General features: G+C 74.0%; 18 protein-coding genes and 2 pseudogenes. 13 read left to right on the top strand and 7 right to left on the bottom strand.

Annotation, left to right across the window (positions count from 1 at the left end):
- The first annotated feature begins 234 nt into the window (after window positions 1–234).
- Window positions 235–843 carry a hypothetical protein gene (locus ACE7GA_RS23355; protein WP_376092284.1) on the top strand — a complete coding sequence of 203 codons (609 nt, stop codon included), beginning with the start codon at window positions 235–237 and terminating at the stop codon, window positions 841–843.
- A gap of 216 nt (window positions 844–1,059) precedes the next feature.
- On the top strand, window positions 1,060–1,455 hold the full coding sequence (locus tag ACE7GA_RS23350) for a cupin domain-containing protein (protein WP_376092282.1): 396 nt from the start codon (window positions 1,060–1,062) through the stop codon (window positions 1,453–1,455).
- A gap of 15 nt (window positions 1,456–1,470) precedes the next feature.
- Here the strand turns inward: ACE7GA_RS23350 and fabI are convergent, their stop codons facing one another.
- Window positions 1,471–2,319 carry an enoyl-ACP reductase FabI gene (gene fabI, locus ACE7GA_RS23345; RefSeq protein WP_376092279.1) on the bottom strand — a complete coding sequence of 283 codons (849 nt, stop codon included), beginning with the start codon at window positions 2,317–2,319 and terminating at the stop codon, window positions 1,471–1,473.
- A gap of 218 nt (window positions 2,320–2,537) precedes the next feature.
- Between fabI and pdxH the strand changes: the two genes are divergently transcribed.
- The 8 genes and pseudogenes from pdxH (at window position 2,538) to ACE7GA_RS23305 (ending at window position 7,516) form a co-directional block, all read left to right on the top strand.
- Window positions 2,538–3,113 (top strand): pyridoxamine 5'-phosphate oxidase, encoded by a 576-nt coding sequence (pdxH, locus tag ACE7GA_RS23340; protein WP_376092276.1) that lies wholly within the window; start codon window positions 2,538–2,540, stop codon window positions 3,111–3,113.
- A 775-nt stretch (window positions 3,114–3,888) separates the two neighbouring features.
- Complete coding sequence (locus tag ACE7GA_RS23335) at window positions 3,889–4,611, top strand: AAA family ATPase (RefSeq protein WP_376092273.1); 723 nt, start codon at window positions 3,889–3,891, stop codon at window positions 4,609–4,611.
- Window positions 4,612–4,642: 31 nt separating this feature from the next.
- Window positions 4,643–5,524, top strand: a complete 882-nt coding sequence (locus ACE7GA_RS23330; RefSeq protein ID WP_376092270.1) for a universal stress protein — start codon at window positions 4,643–4,645, stop codon at window positions 5,522–5,524.
- Between the two features lie 83 nt (window positions 5,525–5,607).
- The gene (locus ACE7GA_RS23325; protein ID WP_376092267.1) at window positions 5,608–5,730 is read left to right on the top strand and encodes a hypothetical protein; all 123 of its coding nucleotides are present in this window, start codon (window positions 5,608–5,610) and stop codon (window positions 5,728–5,730) included.
- Entirely contained in the window at window positions 5,727–5,939 is a 213-nt protein-coding gene (locus ACE7GA_RS23320) for a hypothetical protein (protein WP_376092264.1), read from the top strand. The genes ACE7GA_RS23325 and ACE7GA_RS23320 overlap by 4 nt, the downstream gene beginning before the upstream one ends.
- Window positions 5,940–6,036: 97 nt before the next feature.
- Window positions 6,037–6,755 (top strand): annotated as a pseudogene (locus ACE7GA_RS23315) (pirin family protein).
- A gap of 132 nt (window positions 6,756–6,887) precedes the next feature.
- A complete protein-coding gene (locus ACE7GA_RS23310; RefSeq protein ID WP_376092261.1) occupies window positions 6,888–7,286 on the top strand; it encodes a hypothetical protein in 399 nt (132 codons plus the stop codon).
- Entirely contained in the window at window positions 7,238–7,516 is a 279-nt protein-coding gene (locus ACE7GA_RS23305) for a hypothetical protein (RefSeq protein WP_376092258.1), read from the top strand. The genes ACE7GA_RS23310 and ACE7GA_RS23305 overlap by 49 nt, the downstream gene beginning before the upstream one ends.
- Window positions 7,517–7,522: 6 nt before the next feature.
- Here ACE7GA_RS23305 and ACE7GA_RS23300 read toward each other — a convergent pair whose 3' ends face one another.
- Together ACE7GA_RS23300 and ACE7GA_RS23295 are read right to left on the bottom strand one after the other, a co-directional pair.
- On the bottom strand, window positions 7,523–8,959 hold the full coding sequence (locus tag ACE7GA_RS23300; protein ID WP_376092255.1) for a M20 family metallopeptidase: 1,437 nt from the start codon (window positions 8,957–8,959) through the stop codon (window positions 7,523–7,525).
- Window positions 8,960–8,970: 11 nt separating this feature from the next.
- Complete coding sequence (locus ACE7GA_RS23295) at window positions 8,971–10,719, bottom strand: WcbI family polysaccharide biosynthesis putative acetyltransferase (RefSeq protein ID WP_376092252.1); 1,749 nt, start codon at window positions 10,717–10,719, stop codon at window positions 8,971–8,973.
- 41 nt (window positions 10,720–10,760) lie between these two features.
- Here ACE7GA_RS23295 and ACE7GA_RS23290 point away from each other — a divergent pair, with 41 nt between their 5' ends.
- Together ACE7GA_RS23290 and ACE7GA_RS23285 are read left to right on the top strand one after the other, a co-directional pair.
- On the top strand, window positions 10,761–12,572 hold the full coding sequence (locus tag ACE7GA_RS23290; RefSeq protein WP_376092249.1) for an AMP-binding protein: 1,812 nt from the start codon (window positions 10,761–10,763) through the stop codon (window positions 12,570–12,572).
- Complete coding sequence (locus ACE7GA_RS23285) at window positions 12,569–12,811, top strand: acyl carrier protein (RefSeq protein WP_376092246.1); 243 nt, start codon at window positions 12,569–12,571, stop codon at window positions 12,809–12,811. Before ACE7GA_RS23290 ends, ACE7GA_RS23285 begins: the two co-directional genes overlap by 4 nt.
- A 67-nt stretch (window positions 12,812–12,878) precedes the next feature.
- Here ACE7GA_RS23285 and ACE7GA_RS23280 read toward each other — a convergent pair whose 3' ends face one another.
- Window positions 12,879–13,298, bottom strand: a complete 420-nt coding sequence (locus ACE7GA_RS23280; protein WP_376092243.1) for a hypothetical protein — start codon at window positions 13,296–13,298, stop codon at window positions 12,879–12,881.
- 70 nt (window positions 13,299–13,368) lie between these two features.
- On the bottom strand, window positions 13,369–14,367 hold the full coding sequence (locus tag ACE7GA_RS23275) for an NADP-dependent oxidoreductase (RefSeq protein ID WP_376092240.1): 999 nt from the start codon (window positions 14,365–14,367) through the stop codon (window positions 13,369–13,371).
- Between ACE7GA_RS23275 and mobB the strand changes: the two are divergent.
- Window positions 14,302–15,032 (top strand): annotated as a pseudogene (gene mobB, locus ACE7GA_RS23270) (molybdopterin-guanine dinucleotide biosynthesis protein B). The gene ACE7GA_RS23275 and the pseudogene mobB sit on opposite strands and share 66 nt — an antisense overlap.
- A 7-nt stretch (window positions 15,033–15,039) precedes the next feature.
- On the opposite strand, the gene mobA reads toward mobB, so the two are convergent.
- Entirely contained in the window at window positions 15,040–15,537 is a 498-nt protein-coding gene (gene mobA / locus ACE7GA_RS23265; RefSeq protein ID WP_376100498.1) for a molybdenum cofactor guanylyltransferase, read from the bottom strand.
- Between the two features lie 112 nt (window positions 15,538–15,649).
- Window positions 15,650–16,048 (bottom strand): hypothetical protein, encoded by a 399-nt coding sequence (locus tag ACE7GA_RS23260; protein ID WP_376092237.1) that lies wholly within the window; start codon window positions 16,046–16,048, stop codon window positions 15,650–15,652.
- Between the last annotated feature and the right edge of the window lie 34 nt (window positions 16,049–16,082).

The raw sequence follows: 16,082 nt of genomic DNA, 5'->3' as shown, positions 1-16,082 counted from the left end.
GCGACCCGGGCTGGGCGCGCCAACCGCGTGGCCGGAGGACACCACGGTGGCGCAGCCGGCCTTTCGACTGACCGGCCTGTCTTGCCGCGCCCTGGGGTGCGGCCGTCGTCCGGCCGCGTCGAAGGCATTCCGATCTGCTCAACCTATCGCAGCGATTGAGACTCGTCGCCTGTACAGCGAGGCGCCACGGGCTCATGGTTTCGCTGGCCGAAACGTCGGCGAGGAGATCGGGACATGGCCAGGGCGCAGGCGGGCGACATCATCGTCGACATGAAGCCGACCTTCGGCCACTGCGCGATCGTCACTGGCAATTGGAACATGAAGCTCAGCGCCTCGGTCGGCAGCACGGGCGTGCCGGGCGGCCTCGGGGTGATCCACGCGACGTCCGGCGGCGTGATCGCGGGCGATTGGAGCAACGGGCGCGCCTACTGCTTCCGGGCCCGTCGCATCTCCAGCGAAGAGCTCAAGGTCATCCAGGAGGTGGCGGAAGCCATCCAGACCGGTGGCGGGGGCGGCGCGCCATCCACGGAGTACGGAGCCTGCCGCGCCATCTTCAAGAGCTGGTCCGCCCCGGGGAAGTTCGGGACCGGCGCGCGGGCGCGGCTCGACAAGTATCGGGAGCGACTCGGGAAGGACCGGCAGGTCCTGAAGAACGTCTTCTGCTCGGAGCTGGTGATCGTCGCCTACCAGCTCGGGCTGAAGGTGAACGAGGCGCATGAGGGGTGGATCCCGCTAGACGGGAAGCACACCCTGCCCGGCACGTTGAAGCGCTGGTTCGACGCGAACATGGCGCGCTGGCAGCACATGGGCTTCGTCGAGGACGCAAGCCTCGCCCTGAAGTAGAGGCGCTTGGGGAGGGTCGGCCGCGCTGCGCAGCACGCGCCGCGCTGGGTGACGCCGGCCTTCGCGAGTTCCCTCGATCGCGGGGGATCGAGATTCGGCGGGCAGGGGCCATCTGCCAGGGCGGTTCCGGAGCCGCCCGTCGTAGCGGCAAGGCGGTCAGGGCGTTGTCGGCTGACCGGGCGGGCGAGGCGCTGCGGCAGGCATCGGAGGCATGACATGGACATCACGCGCGCGGGCTCGCAGCCCTCCGGCAAGGGGCCGGCGGATTGGTTCACTGGGTCGGTCCGCGTGGACCCGCTCTTCTCGCCGCCCGATCCGGCGCGGGTCGCCGGTGCCCACGTGACCTTCGAGCCGGGGGCGCGCACGGCCTGGCACACGCATCCGCTGGGGCAGACGCTGTTTGTGACCGCCGGCCTCGGCTGGGCGCAGCGGGAAGGCGGGCCCGTCGAGGAGCTCCGCCCCGGCGACGTCGTCTGGTTCCCGCCGGGGGAGCGGCATTGGCACGGCGCGACGGCGACGACCGGGATGTCGCACATCGCTATCCAGGAGAGGCTGGATGGTTCGACCGTGACCTGGATGGAGCACGTAACGGAGGGGCAGTACCGGCGCTGACGCGCCGGTTCGCGATCAGCCGCCCTTCTCCACCGTGATGTCCGGCGCGTCGGGATTCTTCATCCCGACGATATGGTAGCCGCTGTCCACGTGGTGGACCTCGCCCGTCACGCCGCCCGAGAGTTCGGAAAGCATGTAGAGGCCGGCGCCGCCGACCTCTTCCAGCGCCACGTTGCGGCGCAGCGGCGCGTTGTACTGGTTCCACTTCAGGATGTAGCGGAAGTCGCCGATCCCGCTGGCGGCCAGCGTCTTGATGGGGCCCGCCGAGATCGCGTTCACGCGGATGCCGGCGATGCCGAGGTCCGTCGCCACGTAGCGCACGCTGGCCTCCAGCGCGGCCTTGGCGACGCCCATGACGTTGTAGTGCGGCGTCACGCGTTCGGCGCCGAGGTAGGAGAGGGTCACGATGGACCCGCCCGCCTCCATCAGCGCCGCAGCACGCCGCGCGACGGCGACGAAGGAATAGCAGGAGATGTCCATCGCCTGCAGGAAGGCCTCACGCGGCGTGTCCACGTAGCGTCCCCGCAGGTACTGCTTGTCGGCGTAGCCGATGGCGTGGACGAGGAAGTCGATCTTCGGCCAGCGCGCCGCGACGGTGGCGAAGGCCGCGTCGATCGCCGCATCGTCGGACACGTCGCACTGGACCAGCAGGTCGGACCCGATGGAGGCTGCAAGCGGACGGACGCGCTTCTCCAGTGCCTCTCCCTGGTAGGTGAAGGCGACCTCGGCGCCCTGCGCGGCGACGGCGCGGGCGATCGCCCAGGCGATGGAACGGTCGTTCGCCACGCCCATGACGACGCCGCGCTTGCCCGCCATCAGGGTGCCCTTCGGCGGGGCATCCGTTTCGGGAAGTGCGTCGGGCATGAACCTCTCTCGCGCGGTTGCGGCGGGCGGGGAGGGGTGGCACACCGCCCCCTATCAGGACAAGGGGCGGGGCGGGCGCTCGGCGGCGGGGGGTGGCCCCCGGCGGTTCCGCCCCACATCCGGTCTCGCTCGATGTAACAGCGGGAGTCCGCATGGCCGGCGATACGCTCACATTCCGCCCCGCCCCGGTGTCACCGGAATCACCGGGGATCCCCGACGTGTCGGACCCCTTCGCGCTGTTCCGCGACTGGCTCGCGGCGGCCGAGGCGTCGGAGCCGAACGACGCCAACGCCGTGTGCGTGGCGACCACCACGGCGGATGGCTTTCCCTCCGCGCGGATGGTGCTGCTGAAGGGCCTCGATGCGCGGGGCTTCACCTTCTACACGAACGAGGAGAGCCGGAAGGGGCAGGATCTCCTCGGCAACCCGCGCGCCGCGTTGTGCTTCCACTGGAAGTCGCTGCGCCGGCAGGTGCGGGTGGAGGGCGCGGTGGAGCGGGTGACGGCGGCGGAATCCGACGCCTACTTCGCCTCGCGCTCGCGCGGGTCGCGGATCGCCGCGGTGGCGTCGGAACAGTCGCGGCCGCTGCCGTCGCGGGCGGAATACGTCCGCCGGATCGCGGAGGTCGAGGCGCGCTACCCCGCCGAGGACGTGCCGCGCCCCGCCCATTGGGGCGGCTTCCGCGTCGTGCCGACGGCGATCGAGTTCTGGCAGGACATGCCCTACCGGCGCCACGACCGCCTCGTCTTCGCGCGGGCGGGGGAAGGCTGGACGACCGGGCGGCTGTACCCCTGACGGTTCCGGCGTCGCAGGCGGGCGCGGCGGCGCTGCTGGCGCGGCTGACCGGCTGCGACGTGCCGGTCGAGACGCATATCTCCGCCGTCTTCGTCGGGCGCGATCGCGTGCTGAAGCTGAAGAAGGCGGTGGACCTCGGCTTCCTCGACTTCTCCACGCCGGCGCGACGGCGCGCCTTCTGCGAACGGGAGTTCGCGCTGAACGCGCCGGCGGCGCCGGGCCTGTATCGCAGCGTGCACGGAATCCCCGCCGCCGCGGACCGGCTGATCCGGGCGACCGATCCCGCCGCGGCGGACTGGGCGCTGGAAATGGCGCCCGTCGCCCCGGCGGACTTCCTCGACGCGGTCGCGGCGCGCGGTGCGATGGACGACGCGATGCTCGACGGCATGGCGGACGCGGTGACGCGGCTGCACGCGGCCTGCCCGCCCGTGCGGGGCGTCGATGCGCCGGGACGGTTCCTCGCCGTGCTGCGGGGCAACGCGGCGGCGGCGATCGGGGCCGGGCTGCCGCCGGACCGCGTGGCCGCCTGGCGGGAGGGCGCGGAGGGCTGGCTGCGGCGGCTCGCGCCGCTGCTCTCCGCGCGGGCGGAGGAAGGGCGCGTCCTGCGCGGCCACGGCGACCTGCACCTCGGCAACATGGTTCTCTGGAACGGCGCGCCGACGCCGTTCGACGCGCTGGAGTTCGACGAGGACCTGGCGACGGTGGACGCGGGGTACGACCTCGCCTTCCTGCTCGCGGACCTGCTGCGGCGCTGCGGGCGGGGGCGGCGGCGCGCGTGCTCGCGCGATCCGTGGCGCGGACGGGCGATGCGGGGCAGGTCGCGGCGCTGCCGCTCTGGCTGTCCACGCGCGCGATGGTGCGGGCGCACTGCCACGCCCGCATGGCCGGCGGCCGCGACCTCGCGGAAGCCTTCCTGTCCGATGCGGAGGCGCGGCTGCAGCCGCCGGCGCCGATGCTGGTCGCCATCGGCGGGTTGCAGGGCACGGGCAAGACCTGGCTCGCGCGGCGGCTGGCGCCGCGGATCGGCGCGGCCCCCGGCGCGCTGCACTTGCGGACGGACGAGGTGCGCAAGCGCCTGGCCGGCGTCGGGCCGGAGGACCGCCTACCGCCGGAAGCCTATGCGCCCGAGCGGAGCGCGGCAGTGCACGCCGAGCTCTTCGCCCTGGCCGAGGCAGCGCTCCGCGGCGGGCACGCCGTGGTGACGGATGCGGTCTTCCTGGACCCCGCGGTGCGCGCCGGGGTGGAGGCGGTCGCGGCGGGGGCGGGCGTGCCGTTCCGCGGCCTCTGGCTGGAGGCCCGGATGGACGTGCTGGAGACACGGATCAGCGGACGACGCGGCGATGCCTCCGACGCGACGGTCGAGGTGATGCGGCGCGCGGCCGCGGTCGATCCGGGGCCGATGAATTGGCATCGGCTCGACGCCTCCGGCGACGCGCTGGCGGCGGCGCTGGACTCCCTCCCCTTGAAATGCGACGCGGCCGCACCGGAATCGTGGTAGATCAAGCCGCAAGCCCGGGGAGGCAGAGACCATGGCCTATCGCCGTATCCTCGTCCCGCTGACCGGCACGTCGGCCGGCGAATCCGCGCTGCACACCGCGCTCGCCGTCGCGCGCATCTGGCACTCGCACGTCCATTGCCTGCACGTGCGCGTGGACGCGCGGGATGTCGCGCCGCTCGCGGGCGAAGGCCTGTCGGGCGCGATGATCGAGGAGATGATGGCCGCGACCGAACGCGAGAGCGGCGACCGCGCCGCACGGGTCCGCGCGCTGTTCGACAAGTTCGTGGAGGGCAAGGACGTCGCCATCGCCAATTCGGCGGAGGAGGCGGTGAACGCCGCCGGCGCGGCGGCGACCCTCTCCTTCGGCGCCTATCCGGGGCGGGAGGAGGACATCGTGGCGCAGCGCGCGCGCCTCTATGACATGGCGGTGGTGCCGCATCCGGACTCCGGCGATGAGGTCTCCTCCTCCGACGCCTTGCATGCCGTGTTGTTCGATTCCGGCCGGCCCGTGCTGATCGCGCCGCGCGAGATCCCCGGGACGATCGGCAGCCGCGTCGTCGTCGCCTGGAACGGCTCGGCCGAGAGCGCGACGGCGCTCGCGGCGGCGCTGCCCTGGCTGCATCACGCGTCATCCGTCCTCGTGCTGCATTCGCCGGACTATCAGCGGCGCGGGCCCGACGTGAAGGGCGTGCTGAACTACCTCCACTGGCACGGGATCACGGCGGAGACGCAGGAGTTCAAGCCGGTCACGCGGGAGGTCGGGGCAGGGCTGCTCGGCGCCGCGCGGGACTTCGGGGCGGACCTGCTGTGCATGGGCGCCTATTCGCATTCCCGCATCCGGCAGTTGATCCTCGGCGGCGTGACGCGGCACGTGCTGGAGAACGCGGACATGCCGGTGCAGATGTGCCGGTGACGCCGGCGGGGTCACGGCGCCGCGACTGACCCTTGCCCCTGCCCCGATCGGGGGCAGGTGCGGCGGGACGAGGAGGTCCCGCCATGCCCATCATCCTGTCCGCCGCCCTGTCCCTGACGGGGCTGGCCATCGGCCTCGCGGCCGGGACGGCCTTCGCCGCCGGCGCGGTCGTCGCCGTGCGGGCCGGGCGGAGGATGGGACGGTGATTGGGCCGATGACGGTGGCAGCGGGGCTGGGGAAGGCCGCGCTCGTCGCCGCGGCGACCCGGCCCCTGCGCCTGCCGCTGCTGGCGGCGCACGGCGCGGCGATCGTCGCGACGCATGTCGTGGCCGGCGCGCTCCTCGGCGGGATGGCCGTCACCTTGGCGGCGCTGGCGGCGCGGCAGGCCATGCGCCAGGGCCATCATCGCCGGTGATCGCGGCCATGGCGCCCGCGCGATTGGGCGGCCGGCGCGGATCGCCTATCTCCCGCATCGAGCCGCCGGACAAATCCCCGGGGCGGGAGACTCTCCCATGATCGACGTCCGACCCTTCGGCACGCTGGGCCATGCCAACCACGGGTGGCTGAACGCGCGCCACCACTTCTCCTTCGCGAGCTACCGCGACGCGGGCCGCAACAACTGGGGCAACCTCCGCGTCTGGAACGACGACGAGATCGCGCCGGGCACGGGCTTCGACCCGCACCCGCACCGCGACATGGAGATCGTGACCTACGTGCGCGAAGGCGCGATCACCCACCGCGACAACCTGGGCAACGAGGGCCGCACCGAGGCCGGCGACGTCCAGATCATGTCCGCGGGCACGGGGATTGTACATGCCGAGTACAACCTGGAGCCGGTGACGACGAAGATCTTCCAGATCTGGATCATCCCCGACCGGGGCGGCGTGCCGCCGCGCTGGGGTGCGAAGCAGTTCCCGCGCGAGAACCGCGACGGTGGCTTCGAGGTCCTGGCCTCCGGCCGCGCGAACGACGACGCGGGCCTGGGAGAGGGGACGCGCTGCGCTTGAACGCTGACGGCGCGGTGATGGCGACGACGCTGGAGAAGGGGCAGACCGCCACGCTGCCCCTGCCGGCGGGGCGCGCGGTCTACCTCGTCCCCGCGAAGGGCAAGGTGACGGTCAACGGCGTCGCCGTCGGTGAGCGCGATGGTGCCGCCATCGTGGACGAGGCGGAGATCCGCGTCACCGCGGAGGAAGCCGCCGAAGTCGTGCTCGTCGAGGTCGCCGCCTGACGACCGGTGTCACGCGGGCCGGCGACGGCCCGCGCGATGCCCGTCGCGCACCGCGAACCGGGCGCTTGGGCGGAACCGCCCCGCGCCGCCGGGCCTTGTGCCCGGCGGCGGTCTCGCCAACTGCGACGGCAGATGCTCCCTGACCGACACGCGACGTCCCCCCTGGCACGACGCGCCCTTCTCTCGGGCCTCGTGCTCGCGGGTCCGGCGGCTGCGCAGCCCGCGCGGCCCCGGGTCGGCGAGGTCACGGCGGTCCGCGGCAGTGCCTATGTCCGCTATTCGGCGGAGGCGTTGCGAAGCCTCGCCGTGCCCGATCCGCTTCGGCTGGACGACCTCGTCACGACAGGCCTCGCATCCCGGCTGGCCGTCCAGCTCTCCGGCGGCATCGGCCTGACCCTCGGCGAGCGCGCGAGCCTCCTGCTCGACCGCCACGCGGTGGCGGGGCTCGATCCGGGGACGGTGCTGCGGCTGTCGGGGGTTCCGTGCTGCTGCAGGCGGCCGAGGCCTGGCCGAACCCCATCGTCCTCCTGACGTCCTGGGCCCGCATCCGGCCACTCGGCAAGGCGGCCTGGGGCGGAATGCTCGATTCCCGCTACGCCGTCTTCGCCCCGGACGGCGAGGTGGAGGTGGATGCGGGCAGCCGGCGGGTCCGCCTGGCCAGCGGCGAAGGCGTGGAGATCGCGGCCCCCGGGCAGCCACCCGACGCGCCGCGGACCTGGAGCCCGGACCGGATCGCCCGCGCCGTCGCGACGGTGCAGTAGCGGCCGTCAGGCCCGCGCGCGCAGGGGCGGCGGCACCACCTCGTCCGGGATCGGGTTGACGTAGGGCTTACCGCCGTGCCGCCGCGCCAGTTCCTCCTTCGCGCGGTCCAGCAGGTCGGGGTCGGCCAGGGCATCCAGCGCCGTCGCCGCCATCGCCTTGGCCGCAAGGACCATGCCCTTGTGCGCCGCGCCGGACTTCCCCTGCGCCACGGCCTGCCAGGTGTGGAAGGGCGTGCCGACGGCCCAGCATCCGCCCCATAGCTGCGCCGTCGGCACGATCTGCGACACGTCGCCGACGTCCGTGGAGCCGTATTGCGCGATGGAGGTGCCGTCGAACGGCACGATGCCGTCGTGCAGCGGCATCGCGCCGATCGCCGGGTCGGCGCCGTAGGAGGCGACGCCTGAGGCGATGTCCTCCTCCGTCAGGCTCGCGCGGATGGCCTTTGCGAAGTCCCGGTCGGCCGGTTCGTAGGGCGGCGGCCCGATCTCCAGCAGGTTCCGGTGCATCGCCGTTTCCAGCGCGGTGTTCGGCAGCGTCTCGGAGCAGGCCTTGTCGATCTCCATCTCCCAGGTCGTGCCGGTCATGATGGCCGCGCCCTCCGCGCAGGCGCGAACGCGGTCGAGCAGCACCCGGGCTTCCGACACGCGGGGCGAGCGGATGAGGTAGAGGACCTCCGCCCGCGCCTGCACGACGTTGGGCGACATCCCGCCGCTGTCGGTGATGGCGTAGTGCAGCCGGGATTCCTGCGGCACGTGCTCCCGCAGGTAGTTCACGCCGACATTCATGAGTTCCACCGCATCCAGCGCGGAGCGCCCCAGATGCGGCGAGCCCGCGGCATGGGAGGCGCGGCCGCGGAATCGGAAATAGACCTGGTAGTTGGCGAGGCTGCGCGCGGACATCACGCCGTTGACGCTGCCAGGGTGCCAGCAGAACGCGGCGTCCACCCCGTCGAAGGCGCCGGCGCGCGCCATGAAGGTTTTCCCCGATCCCCCTTCCTCGGCGGGGCAGCCGTAGTAGCGGATGCGTCCCGGGCGGCCGGCGGCGCGGAGCGCGTCGCGCGCGGCGACGGCCGCCAGCATCGCGCCGGCGCCGAGCAGGTTGTGGCCGCAGCCATGGCCGTTCGCGCCGGGCGTTGCCGTGCGCGGTTCCGCGACGCCGGCGTCCTGCGACAGCCCGGCGAGCGCGTCGAATTCGCCGAGGAAGGCGATCAGCGGCCCATCCTCGCCGGCTTCCGCGACGAAGGCGGTCGGGATGCCGGCGACCGCGCGGGTTATGCGGAAGCCCTCGGCTTCCATCTGCGCGATCTGTTCCTCGGCGGAGCGATGCTCCTGGAAGCGCAGCTCCGGCATGCCCCAGATCCGGTCGGACAGGGCGACGTAGTCCGGCGCCTTGACCTCGACTGCCTGGGACACGCGCGTCAGGGGGATGGGGTCGTTCCGCATCGTCGGGTCCCTCAGCCGTAATAGGCGATGTAGCGACGGATGTAGGTTTCCCAGGTGATCCGCTCGCCGCGGTAGAGATAGGTCGCGTCCGGCCCGGCCCAGCGCAGGCCAAGTTTCTCCGCGATCACCGGATGCACGGGCACCTGGAGCGTGCGCAGGCCGTCCAGGCCCTCCGTCGCCGTCAGGCGCTCGCGGACGCCGAGGAGGCCGACGATGCCCTCGAGCAGATGCGTGAAGATCCGGCCATTCGGGTGTCCCGTGGTGTAGAAGACCTGCTCCCGCTGTACGCGTTCCAGGATCAGGGCGCCGGTGGTCACGCCGTGCGCGGCATCCATCGCGATCAGCCGTCGCTCCTCCAGCCGGTGCAGGCGTTGCGGGTTGACCAGGCCGCGGACCGAAAGGTCCCGGTAGGCCACGAAGCGCGCCCCGGGGTCCGGGACCTCGCGCCGAAGCCGCGCCAGCAGCCCGTCGAGGTAGTCGAACTCGTGGTTCGGGTAGTCCTTCACGAAGGCGTCCGGATCACCCGCCCCGTTGTAGCCATCGAAGGGCCAGGGCGAGGCGAGGCGGAGGCAGGGAAAGGTGACCATGCGCGCGGCGGGCGGGATGGCGTCGCGCAGCGGGTAGGCGTCGTTGTCCCGGATGTCCTGCATCAGGACGATGTCCGCGGCCTCCAGCTCCCGCCGCGCCGCCTCATGCAGCGGCTCGGCCAACGCGTGGTGGTGGTGGCGCGCCGCGAAGCGGGCGTGCAGCGCGTCGTCGTTCCCGAAGACGTTGGCGATCATCCCGGCCTGGCAATTGCCGATGATGACGAGGTTGGCGCGCGCCGTGCCGAGAATCGCGGGCGCGCCGCGGTCGGGTGCGCGCAGCGCCCCCGCCGCCGGCTCCAGGTCCGCCGCCGTGAGCGCCGGCGCGCCGACGCGGAGGCGCGTCAGCCGCAGGTCCACCTGGTTCCCCTGCGACGTGTCCAGCGCGAGGTCCGCCGGCAGCGTCAGCCCGAGGACCGCATCGCCCGAGCGGAGCGCCGCCTCCGTGAAGTCGCGCGAGGCGAGGATCGTGCCGTCCCGCGCCAGGGCCTCGGCGCGCAGGGCGGGCCGATCGGTCGCTGCACCGGGCGCGGCGCGCAGGATCAGCCGATAATCGCCGGCGGGCAGGCGAAGCCGCGGCGAGCACTGCGTCGCGACGCGCCGGACCGGCCAGGCGCGGGCCGCGACGGTCCCACCGCCGCGGTGCGGATGCAGCCAGGACGGGTGAAGCCGTCCGAGCAGCCGCCAGCGCGGCAAGGTGTCCTCCGCCGCATCGCCCGGCTGGAGCACCGCCAGGGTCATGCCCTCCACGGCGATGTCGGCGTTCGCGTGGTGCCAGACGCGAAACTCGAAGGGGATGTCCCGGCCCTCCGCCTTCGACAGGTCGGGCGGGACGGTGAAGACGATGTCGAGCGGCCCGGCGGAAAGCTCGGCCCCCGTCGCGTCGCGCCAGGCGCGCTGCAGCTGGGCGAGGGCGATGACCTCCAGCCCGAGGACCGGCGCCTCCGTCAGCCGCGGCCGCTCCGCCCGGGCCGTCAGCATCAGCCGGTAGCGCCCGGGATCCAGCCGCAGGAAGGGGCCGAAGAGGAGGCTGCCCGCCTTCGTCCGCCGCCCCGCGACGACGCTGCCGTCGGGCAGGCGCCGGCCGCTCCGCCCCACGTCCATGCGGGGCAGGACAGCCTGCGGGGCGTCGGGCGGGAGGTCGGCGAGGGCAGGGGCCTCGCGCGTTGCGCTCATGACAGCGGGGCTTACCATCGGGACGTGAATGGAGGGTAGGTGTGGGGGAACAGCCCGGCGCGGCCGGATCGATCATCGACCTCCTCCGCGGTCACGCGACGGAGCGGGGCGGGCAGGTGGCCCTCGCCGATGCGCTCGGGGAGCCCGGGCAGGGGCTGACCTATGCCGGGCTGATGCGGGCTGCGGAATCCGCCGGTGCGCTGCTGGCCACGCGGGCAGCGGCGGGCGACCGGGTGCTGCTCGTCTTCTCCTCCGGCTCGGAATGCGTTGTCGCCTTCCTCGGCTGCCTCCTCGCCGGGCTCGTGCCCGTGCCGGTAATGCCGCCGCGGCGCGGCGCGCGGCGGGACGCGGGCATGGCGATCGCGCGGGACTGCGGCGCGCGGCTCGCCGTGCTGCCGGCGGACGCCTCCGGCAGGCCGGACGCCGGTCTCGCCGGCGGCTTCGTCGCGGCGGGTATCGAATGCCTCTCGGTCCCGATGGCCGCCGACGCCGCCGGGTTCGCGCGGCCCGCGAGGGAGGTCGCCTTCCTCCAGTATTCCTCCGGCTCCACGGCCGCGCCGAAGGGTGTCGTGGTGACGCAGGCAGCGCTGATGGCCAACCTCGCGATGATCCGGTCGGCCCTGGGCACGGGCCCCGCGTCGCGCTTCGTCTCCTGGCTGCCGCTGCACCACGACATGGGTTTGATCCTCAACGTGCTGCACGCACTTCACGCGGGGGCGACGATCGCGCTGATGCCGCCGGCGCGCTTCATGCACCGGCCCCTGTCCTGGCTGCACGCCATCGCGCGGCACGGGGCCGACATCGCCGCGGCGCCGAACTTCGCGCTGGACCTCTGCGTGGACAGGCTGCGGCCGTCGAATGCTGCGGGGCTGGACCTGTCGGGCTGGACCGCCTGCCCGATCGGGGGCGAGCCGATCCGGGCGGCGACGCTGCGCCGCTTCGCCGCGGCCTTCGCGCCCTGCGGGTTCGACGCGCGCGCGCTGCTGCCAGGATACGGTCTGGCGGAGGCGACGGTGCTGGCGTCGCTTTCGGTCCGCGGCCGCGGCGCGGTACTGCTGCCGGCGGACGAGGATCGGGAGGAGGTCGCCTGCGGCGCGCCGGTGGCGCCGGGTGAGGCCGCCATCGTGGACGCCGACGGCCGGCGCGCGGCGGAGGGCGAGATCTGGCTGCGCGGGCCGCACGTCGCCCGCGGCTACTGGGGCAGGCCGGAGGAGAGCGCGGCCGCCTTCGGCCAGCGCATCGCCGGCGAGGCGGGGGCGGGCTGGCTGCGGACGGGTGACCTCGGCCGGCTCGGGCCGCGCGGCGAGATCATCGTCGCGGGCCGCGCGAAGGACCTGGTCATCATCCGCGGCACGAACCACCACCCGCAGGACATCGAGGTCACCGCGGCCGCGAGCCATCCGGCTCTGCGGCGCGACGGCGGCGCGGCGTTCGGCGCCGCCGGGCCGAAGGGGGAGGAAGTTCTGGTGATCGTGCAGGAGGTGCTGCGGACGCGGCGCGACGTGGACGAGGCCGCGCTGCTCGCCGCGGTGACGGAGGCCGTGGTGACGGAGCACGGCGTGGCGCCGCACGCCGTGGCCTTCATCCGCGAGGGCACGCTGCCCCGTACGACGAGCGGGAAGATCCGGCGCGGCGAGGCGCGGCGGCAATGGCTTCAGGGTCCGCTCGTGCCGTGGACGGCGTCCGTCGCGCCGGGGCAGGGCGCGCCGGGGCAGGGCGCGCCGGGGCAGGGCGCGCCGGGGCAGGGCGCGCCGGGGCAGGGCGCGCCGGGGCAGGGCGCGCCGGGGCAGGGCGCGCCGGGGCAGGGCGCGATGGACCAGGGCGCGATCGAGCAGGGCGCGGTCGCGCCGTGACGGATGCGGCGCTGCGCGAATGGTGCCTCGAGGAACTCGCACGGCTGCTCGACCGGCCCGTCGCCGAGATCAGGTCCGACGCGACCTTCGCGAGCCTGGGTCTGGATTCGGCGAATTCGGTGGGGTTCGTGCTGTCGCTCGAGGAGCGGCTGGACGCCGAACTGGATCCGGAACTGCTCGGCGCATACCGGACGCTCGACGCGCTGCTGGATCATCTGGCGTCGCAGGGGTTGGCCTGACCGCGTGACGGAAGCGGGCGGGTGCCACTCACGGGTGCCACTCACGGGCGCCTCGCCGGGCGAGGCGTCACTTGCGCGGGCCGTAGTAGCCGTAGGGGTCGGGCGCACGGCCCCGTCCCGCGGCGTCCGTCGGGTCGCTGTCGCTGCGGCCCGTCTGGGGCCGGCCCCGGCCCGGCGAGTCGCGCGGGTCGCTGTCGCTCGCGCCGGTGCGGGGACGGCCGCGACCCGCGGCATCGCGGGGGTCGGAGTCGCTCTGCCCCGTGCGGGGACGGCCGCGGCCTGCCGCGTCGCGGGGATCGGAGTCGCTCTGGCCGGTGCGCGGGCGCCCGCGGCCCGCGCCGTCATTCGGGTCGCTGTCGCTGTACCCGGTGCGCGGGCGGCCGCGTCCCGCGGCGTCGCGCGGGTCGCTGTCGCTCTGCGCCGCGGCGGGGGCCACGGGCAGCGTGGCTGCCGCGGCGAGGTGGATGATCAGCAGGCGGCGGCGCATCGCGGGGTCTCCGTCCCGCGACGCTACGACGCGCCGGGCCGTCCGGCGACGGCCCGGCGCGTCGCGTCCGTCACGTGATCTCCACGATCGTCTTGCCGAAGTTCTTCCCCGTCAGCATGCCGAGGAAGGCGGTCGGCGCGTTCTCCAGGCCGCGCGTCACGTCCTCCCGGTACTTCAGCGTTCCGTCGCGCAGCCAGCGGGCGCCGGTGGCACGCCAGGTCGGCGCGGCACGCGGGAAGTCCGACACGATGAAGCCGCGCAGCGTCAGGCGCTTGCGCAGGACGGAGGAGAGGTTCGGCCCCGGCTGCAAGTCGCCCTGGTACTCCGCGACCATGCCGCAGACCGCGACGCGGGCGAAATCGTTCAGCAGCGGCCAGACGGCCTGCTGCACGGCGCCGCCGACGTTCTCGAAGTAGGAGTCGATCCCGTCCGGGCAGGCGGCGGCAAGGCGCTCGGGGAAGTCGGGCGCGCGGTGGTCCACGCAATCGTCGAAGCCGAGTTCGTCACGGAGATAGGCGCACTTGTCCGGGCCGCCGGCGATGCCGACGGCGCGCGCGCCCATGCGCCGCGCGATCTGGCCGGCGACGGAACCGACGGCGCCGGAGGCGGCCGAGACGACGAAGGTTTCGCCTGGCCGGGGCTGGGCGAGTTCGGTGCAGCCCGCCCAGGCGGTGGTGCCGGGCATGCCGAGGACACCGAGATGCGCCGTCGGCGGCGCCGCGTCGGGGTCTAACTTCACCAGCGCATGCACCGGCACGGCGGAGAAGCGTTGCCAGCCCTTGCCGCCGAGCACCCAATCACCCGGCGCGAAGGTGCCGCTCAGATCTTCCACGACCTGGGCGACGGACTGCCCTTCCATCACGTCGCCGATCTCGACGGGCTTGGCGTAGGACTTCGACGCGTTCATCCGCCCGCGCATGTAGGGGTCGAGGGAGAGGAAGCGGTGGCGCAGCAGCGCCTCGCCGGGGCGCGGGGCCGGCGGCGGTTCCTCGACGGCGCGGAAGTGGTCGAGCGTCGCCGCGCCTTCGGGGCGGGCGGCGAGGAGGATGCGGAGGTTCGTCTCGGTCATGCGTCGTTCGTGTCCCGGCCCCTGGCAGCGGCGAGGGTAGAGCAGATCGCCGCGCGGCGCGCCCGCCCTGCTGGCCCCCGCGTTGCGGCGCGACGACGCCGCTCCTACACCCGCCGGCCGAGGGGGACCCGCGATGGGCAGCGCTTCGGCCGGGGCCATGCCGCCTTGCGCCTGATCGGTTTTGCCGGCTGGAGCGGGGCGGGGAAGACGACGCTGCTGGAGCGCGTGATCCCGCTGCTGACGGCGCGGGGGCTGTCGGTCTCCACGATCAAGAACGCCCATCACGGCTTCGACCTGGACCGGCCGGGCAAGGACAGTCACCGGCACCGGGAGGCCGGGGCGGCGCAGGTGCTCGTCGCCTCCCCCATCGCTGGGCGCTGATGACGGAGCACCGCGGCGCGCCGGAGCCGGGGCTCGAGGAACTGCTGCGGCACCTCGCGCCCGTGGACCTCGTCATCGTCGAGGGGTTCAAGCGCGACCCCATCCCCAAGATCGAGGTGCATCGGGCCGCGAACGGGAAGGCTTGGATCCACCCGGACGACCCGGACATCCGGGCGGTGGTCTCGGACCTGCGGCCCGATTCGGCGCTGCCCTGGGCGGCGCTGGACGACGCGCCGGCGGCGGCGGAACTCGTGCTGCACCACGCCGCGCCGCCCGGCGCGTGAGGACGCGTCAGTCGCCGCGGAGCAATGCCTCCGCCGCCGCGACCTCCGCAGGGGTGTTGAGGTTCAGGAAGGGATCGAGCGGCGTCGCCGGCCATTCCGCCACGGCGGCGTGGGGCTTCGCCCAGCGGGCAACCCGACGCTCCCCGCCTTCCAGCGCGGCGCGGAGGTCGTCTCGCAGCGCGGTGGACCAGAGCCCCACCGGCGGATGGGCCTGGCCGCCCGAAGCCGCGTAGGCGGCCGGGGTTCCCCCGCCGCGTCGGGCCGCATCCAGGCGCGCGGCGAGGTCGGGCGGGACCAGCGGCGCATCGCCCGGGACCGTCAGGACCCAGTCGAAGCCGGATGCCAGGGCGTGGTCCAGGCCTGCGAGGAGACCGGCGAGGGGACCGGGATGGCCGGGCACCGGGTCCGGCAGGACGGGGATTCCCGGAGCGACGGCCGCGAAGCGCGCGGGATCGCCGTTCCCGCTGATCGCGACCGCCGAGACCTGCGGCGTGATCCGGTCCAGGACGCGGGCCAGGAGCGGGCGCCCCGCGAGGACGAGGAGCGGCTTGTCCCCGCCCCCATCCGCCGGGCGAGCCCGCCGGCGAGGACGACGCCGAGGATGCGGGTCTCCGTGCTCAGTCCCGCCCGCGAAGCGCCATGGGCCGCAGCAGGAAGGCCGTGCCCCAGCCCCAGGCGGCGCTGGCCAGCAGGGGCGCCCATTCCGGCGTCCCTGCCGGCCAGTTCTGCGGGACGAGGAACCCGGCGGCGAGGCCGACCGCCGCGCCCGTCAGCAGGTCTGGCAGGGGCAGCAGCCGGAGGATGAGCGCGATGAGCATGCCGCCGCCGAACCCGAGCAGCATGAACCAGGCGATCCAGGGAAGTCCGTGCGGCCCCACCGTCGTGACGAGGCCCCAGAGCGGCATGACCTTCGCGACGTAGTGCAGAGGCCAGAGCGTGCCGTCGCGGAACACGACGACGGCGATCGCGCCGCATGGGCCGCCCCAGAAGATGGAACGCCTGACGTGTTCGCGCACCCGGCCCAACCCCCGTACCCCGCGGCAACCTGCC

This window comes from Roseomonas sp. CCTCC AB2023176, from assembly GCF_042259275.1.
Lineage (GTDB): Bacteria > Pseudomonadota > Alphaproteobacteria > Acetobacterales > Acetobacteraceae > Roseomonas.
Note: the sequence above shows the minus strand (reverse complement) of the source record. Positions and strands in the feature narration are given on the sequence as shown.

Excerpts from the sequence above, each read along its gene's own strand:
- ACE7GA_RS23295 (WP_376092252.1), bottom strand. The coding sequence starts at position 10,719 with ATGAGCGCAACGCGCGAGGCCCCTGCCCTCGCCGACCTCCCGCCCGAC.
- ACE7GA_RS23310 (WP_376092261.1), top strand. The coding sequence starts at position 6,888 with ATGCTCCCTGACCGACACGCGACGTCCCCCCTGGCACGACGCGCCCTT.
- ACE7GA_RS23325 (WP_376092267.1), top strand. The coding sequence starts at position 5,608 with ATGCCCATCATCCTGTCCGCCGCCCTGTCCCTGACGGGGCTGGCCATC.
- ACE7GA_RS23330 (WP_376092270.1), top strand. The coding sequence starts at position 4,643 with ATGGCCTATCGCCGTATCCTCGTCCCGCTGACCGGCACGTCGGCCGGC.
- ACE7GA_RS23275 (WP_376092240.1), bottom strand. The coding sequence starts at position 14,367 with ATGACCGAGACGAACCTCCGCATCCTCCTCGCCGCCCGCCCCGAAGGC.
- ACE7GA_RS23355 (WP_376092284.1), top strand. The coding sequence starts at position 235 with ATGGCCAGGGCGCAGGCGGGCGACATCATCGTCGACATGAAGCCGACC.
- ACE7GA_RS23350 (WP_376092282.1), top strand. The coding sequence starts at position 1,060 with ATGGACATCACGCGCGCGGGCTCGCAGCCCTCCGGCAAGGGGCCGGCG.
- ACE7GA_RS23300 (WP_376092255.1), bottom strand. The coding sequence starts at position 8,959 with ATGCGGAACGACCCCATCCCCCTGACGCGCGTGTCCCAGGCAGTCGAG.
- ACE7GA_RS23280 (WP_376092243.1), bottom strand. The coding sequence starts at position 13,298 with ATGCGCCGCCGCCTGCTGATCATCCACCTCGCCGCGGCAGCCACGCTG.
- fabI (WP_376092279.1), bottom strand. The coding sequence starts at position 2,319 with ATGCCCGACGCACTTCCCGAAACGGATGCCCCGCCGAAGGGCACCCTG.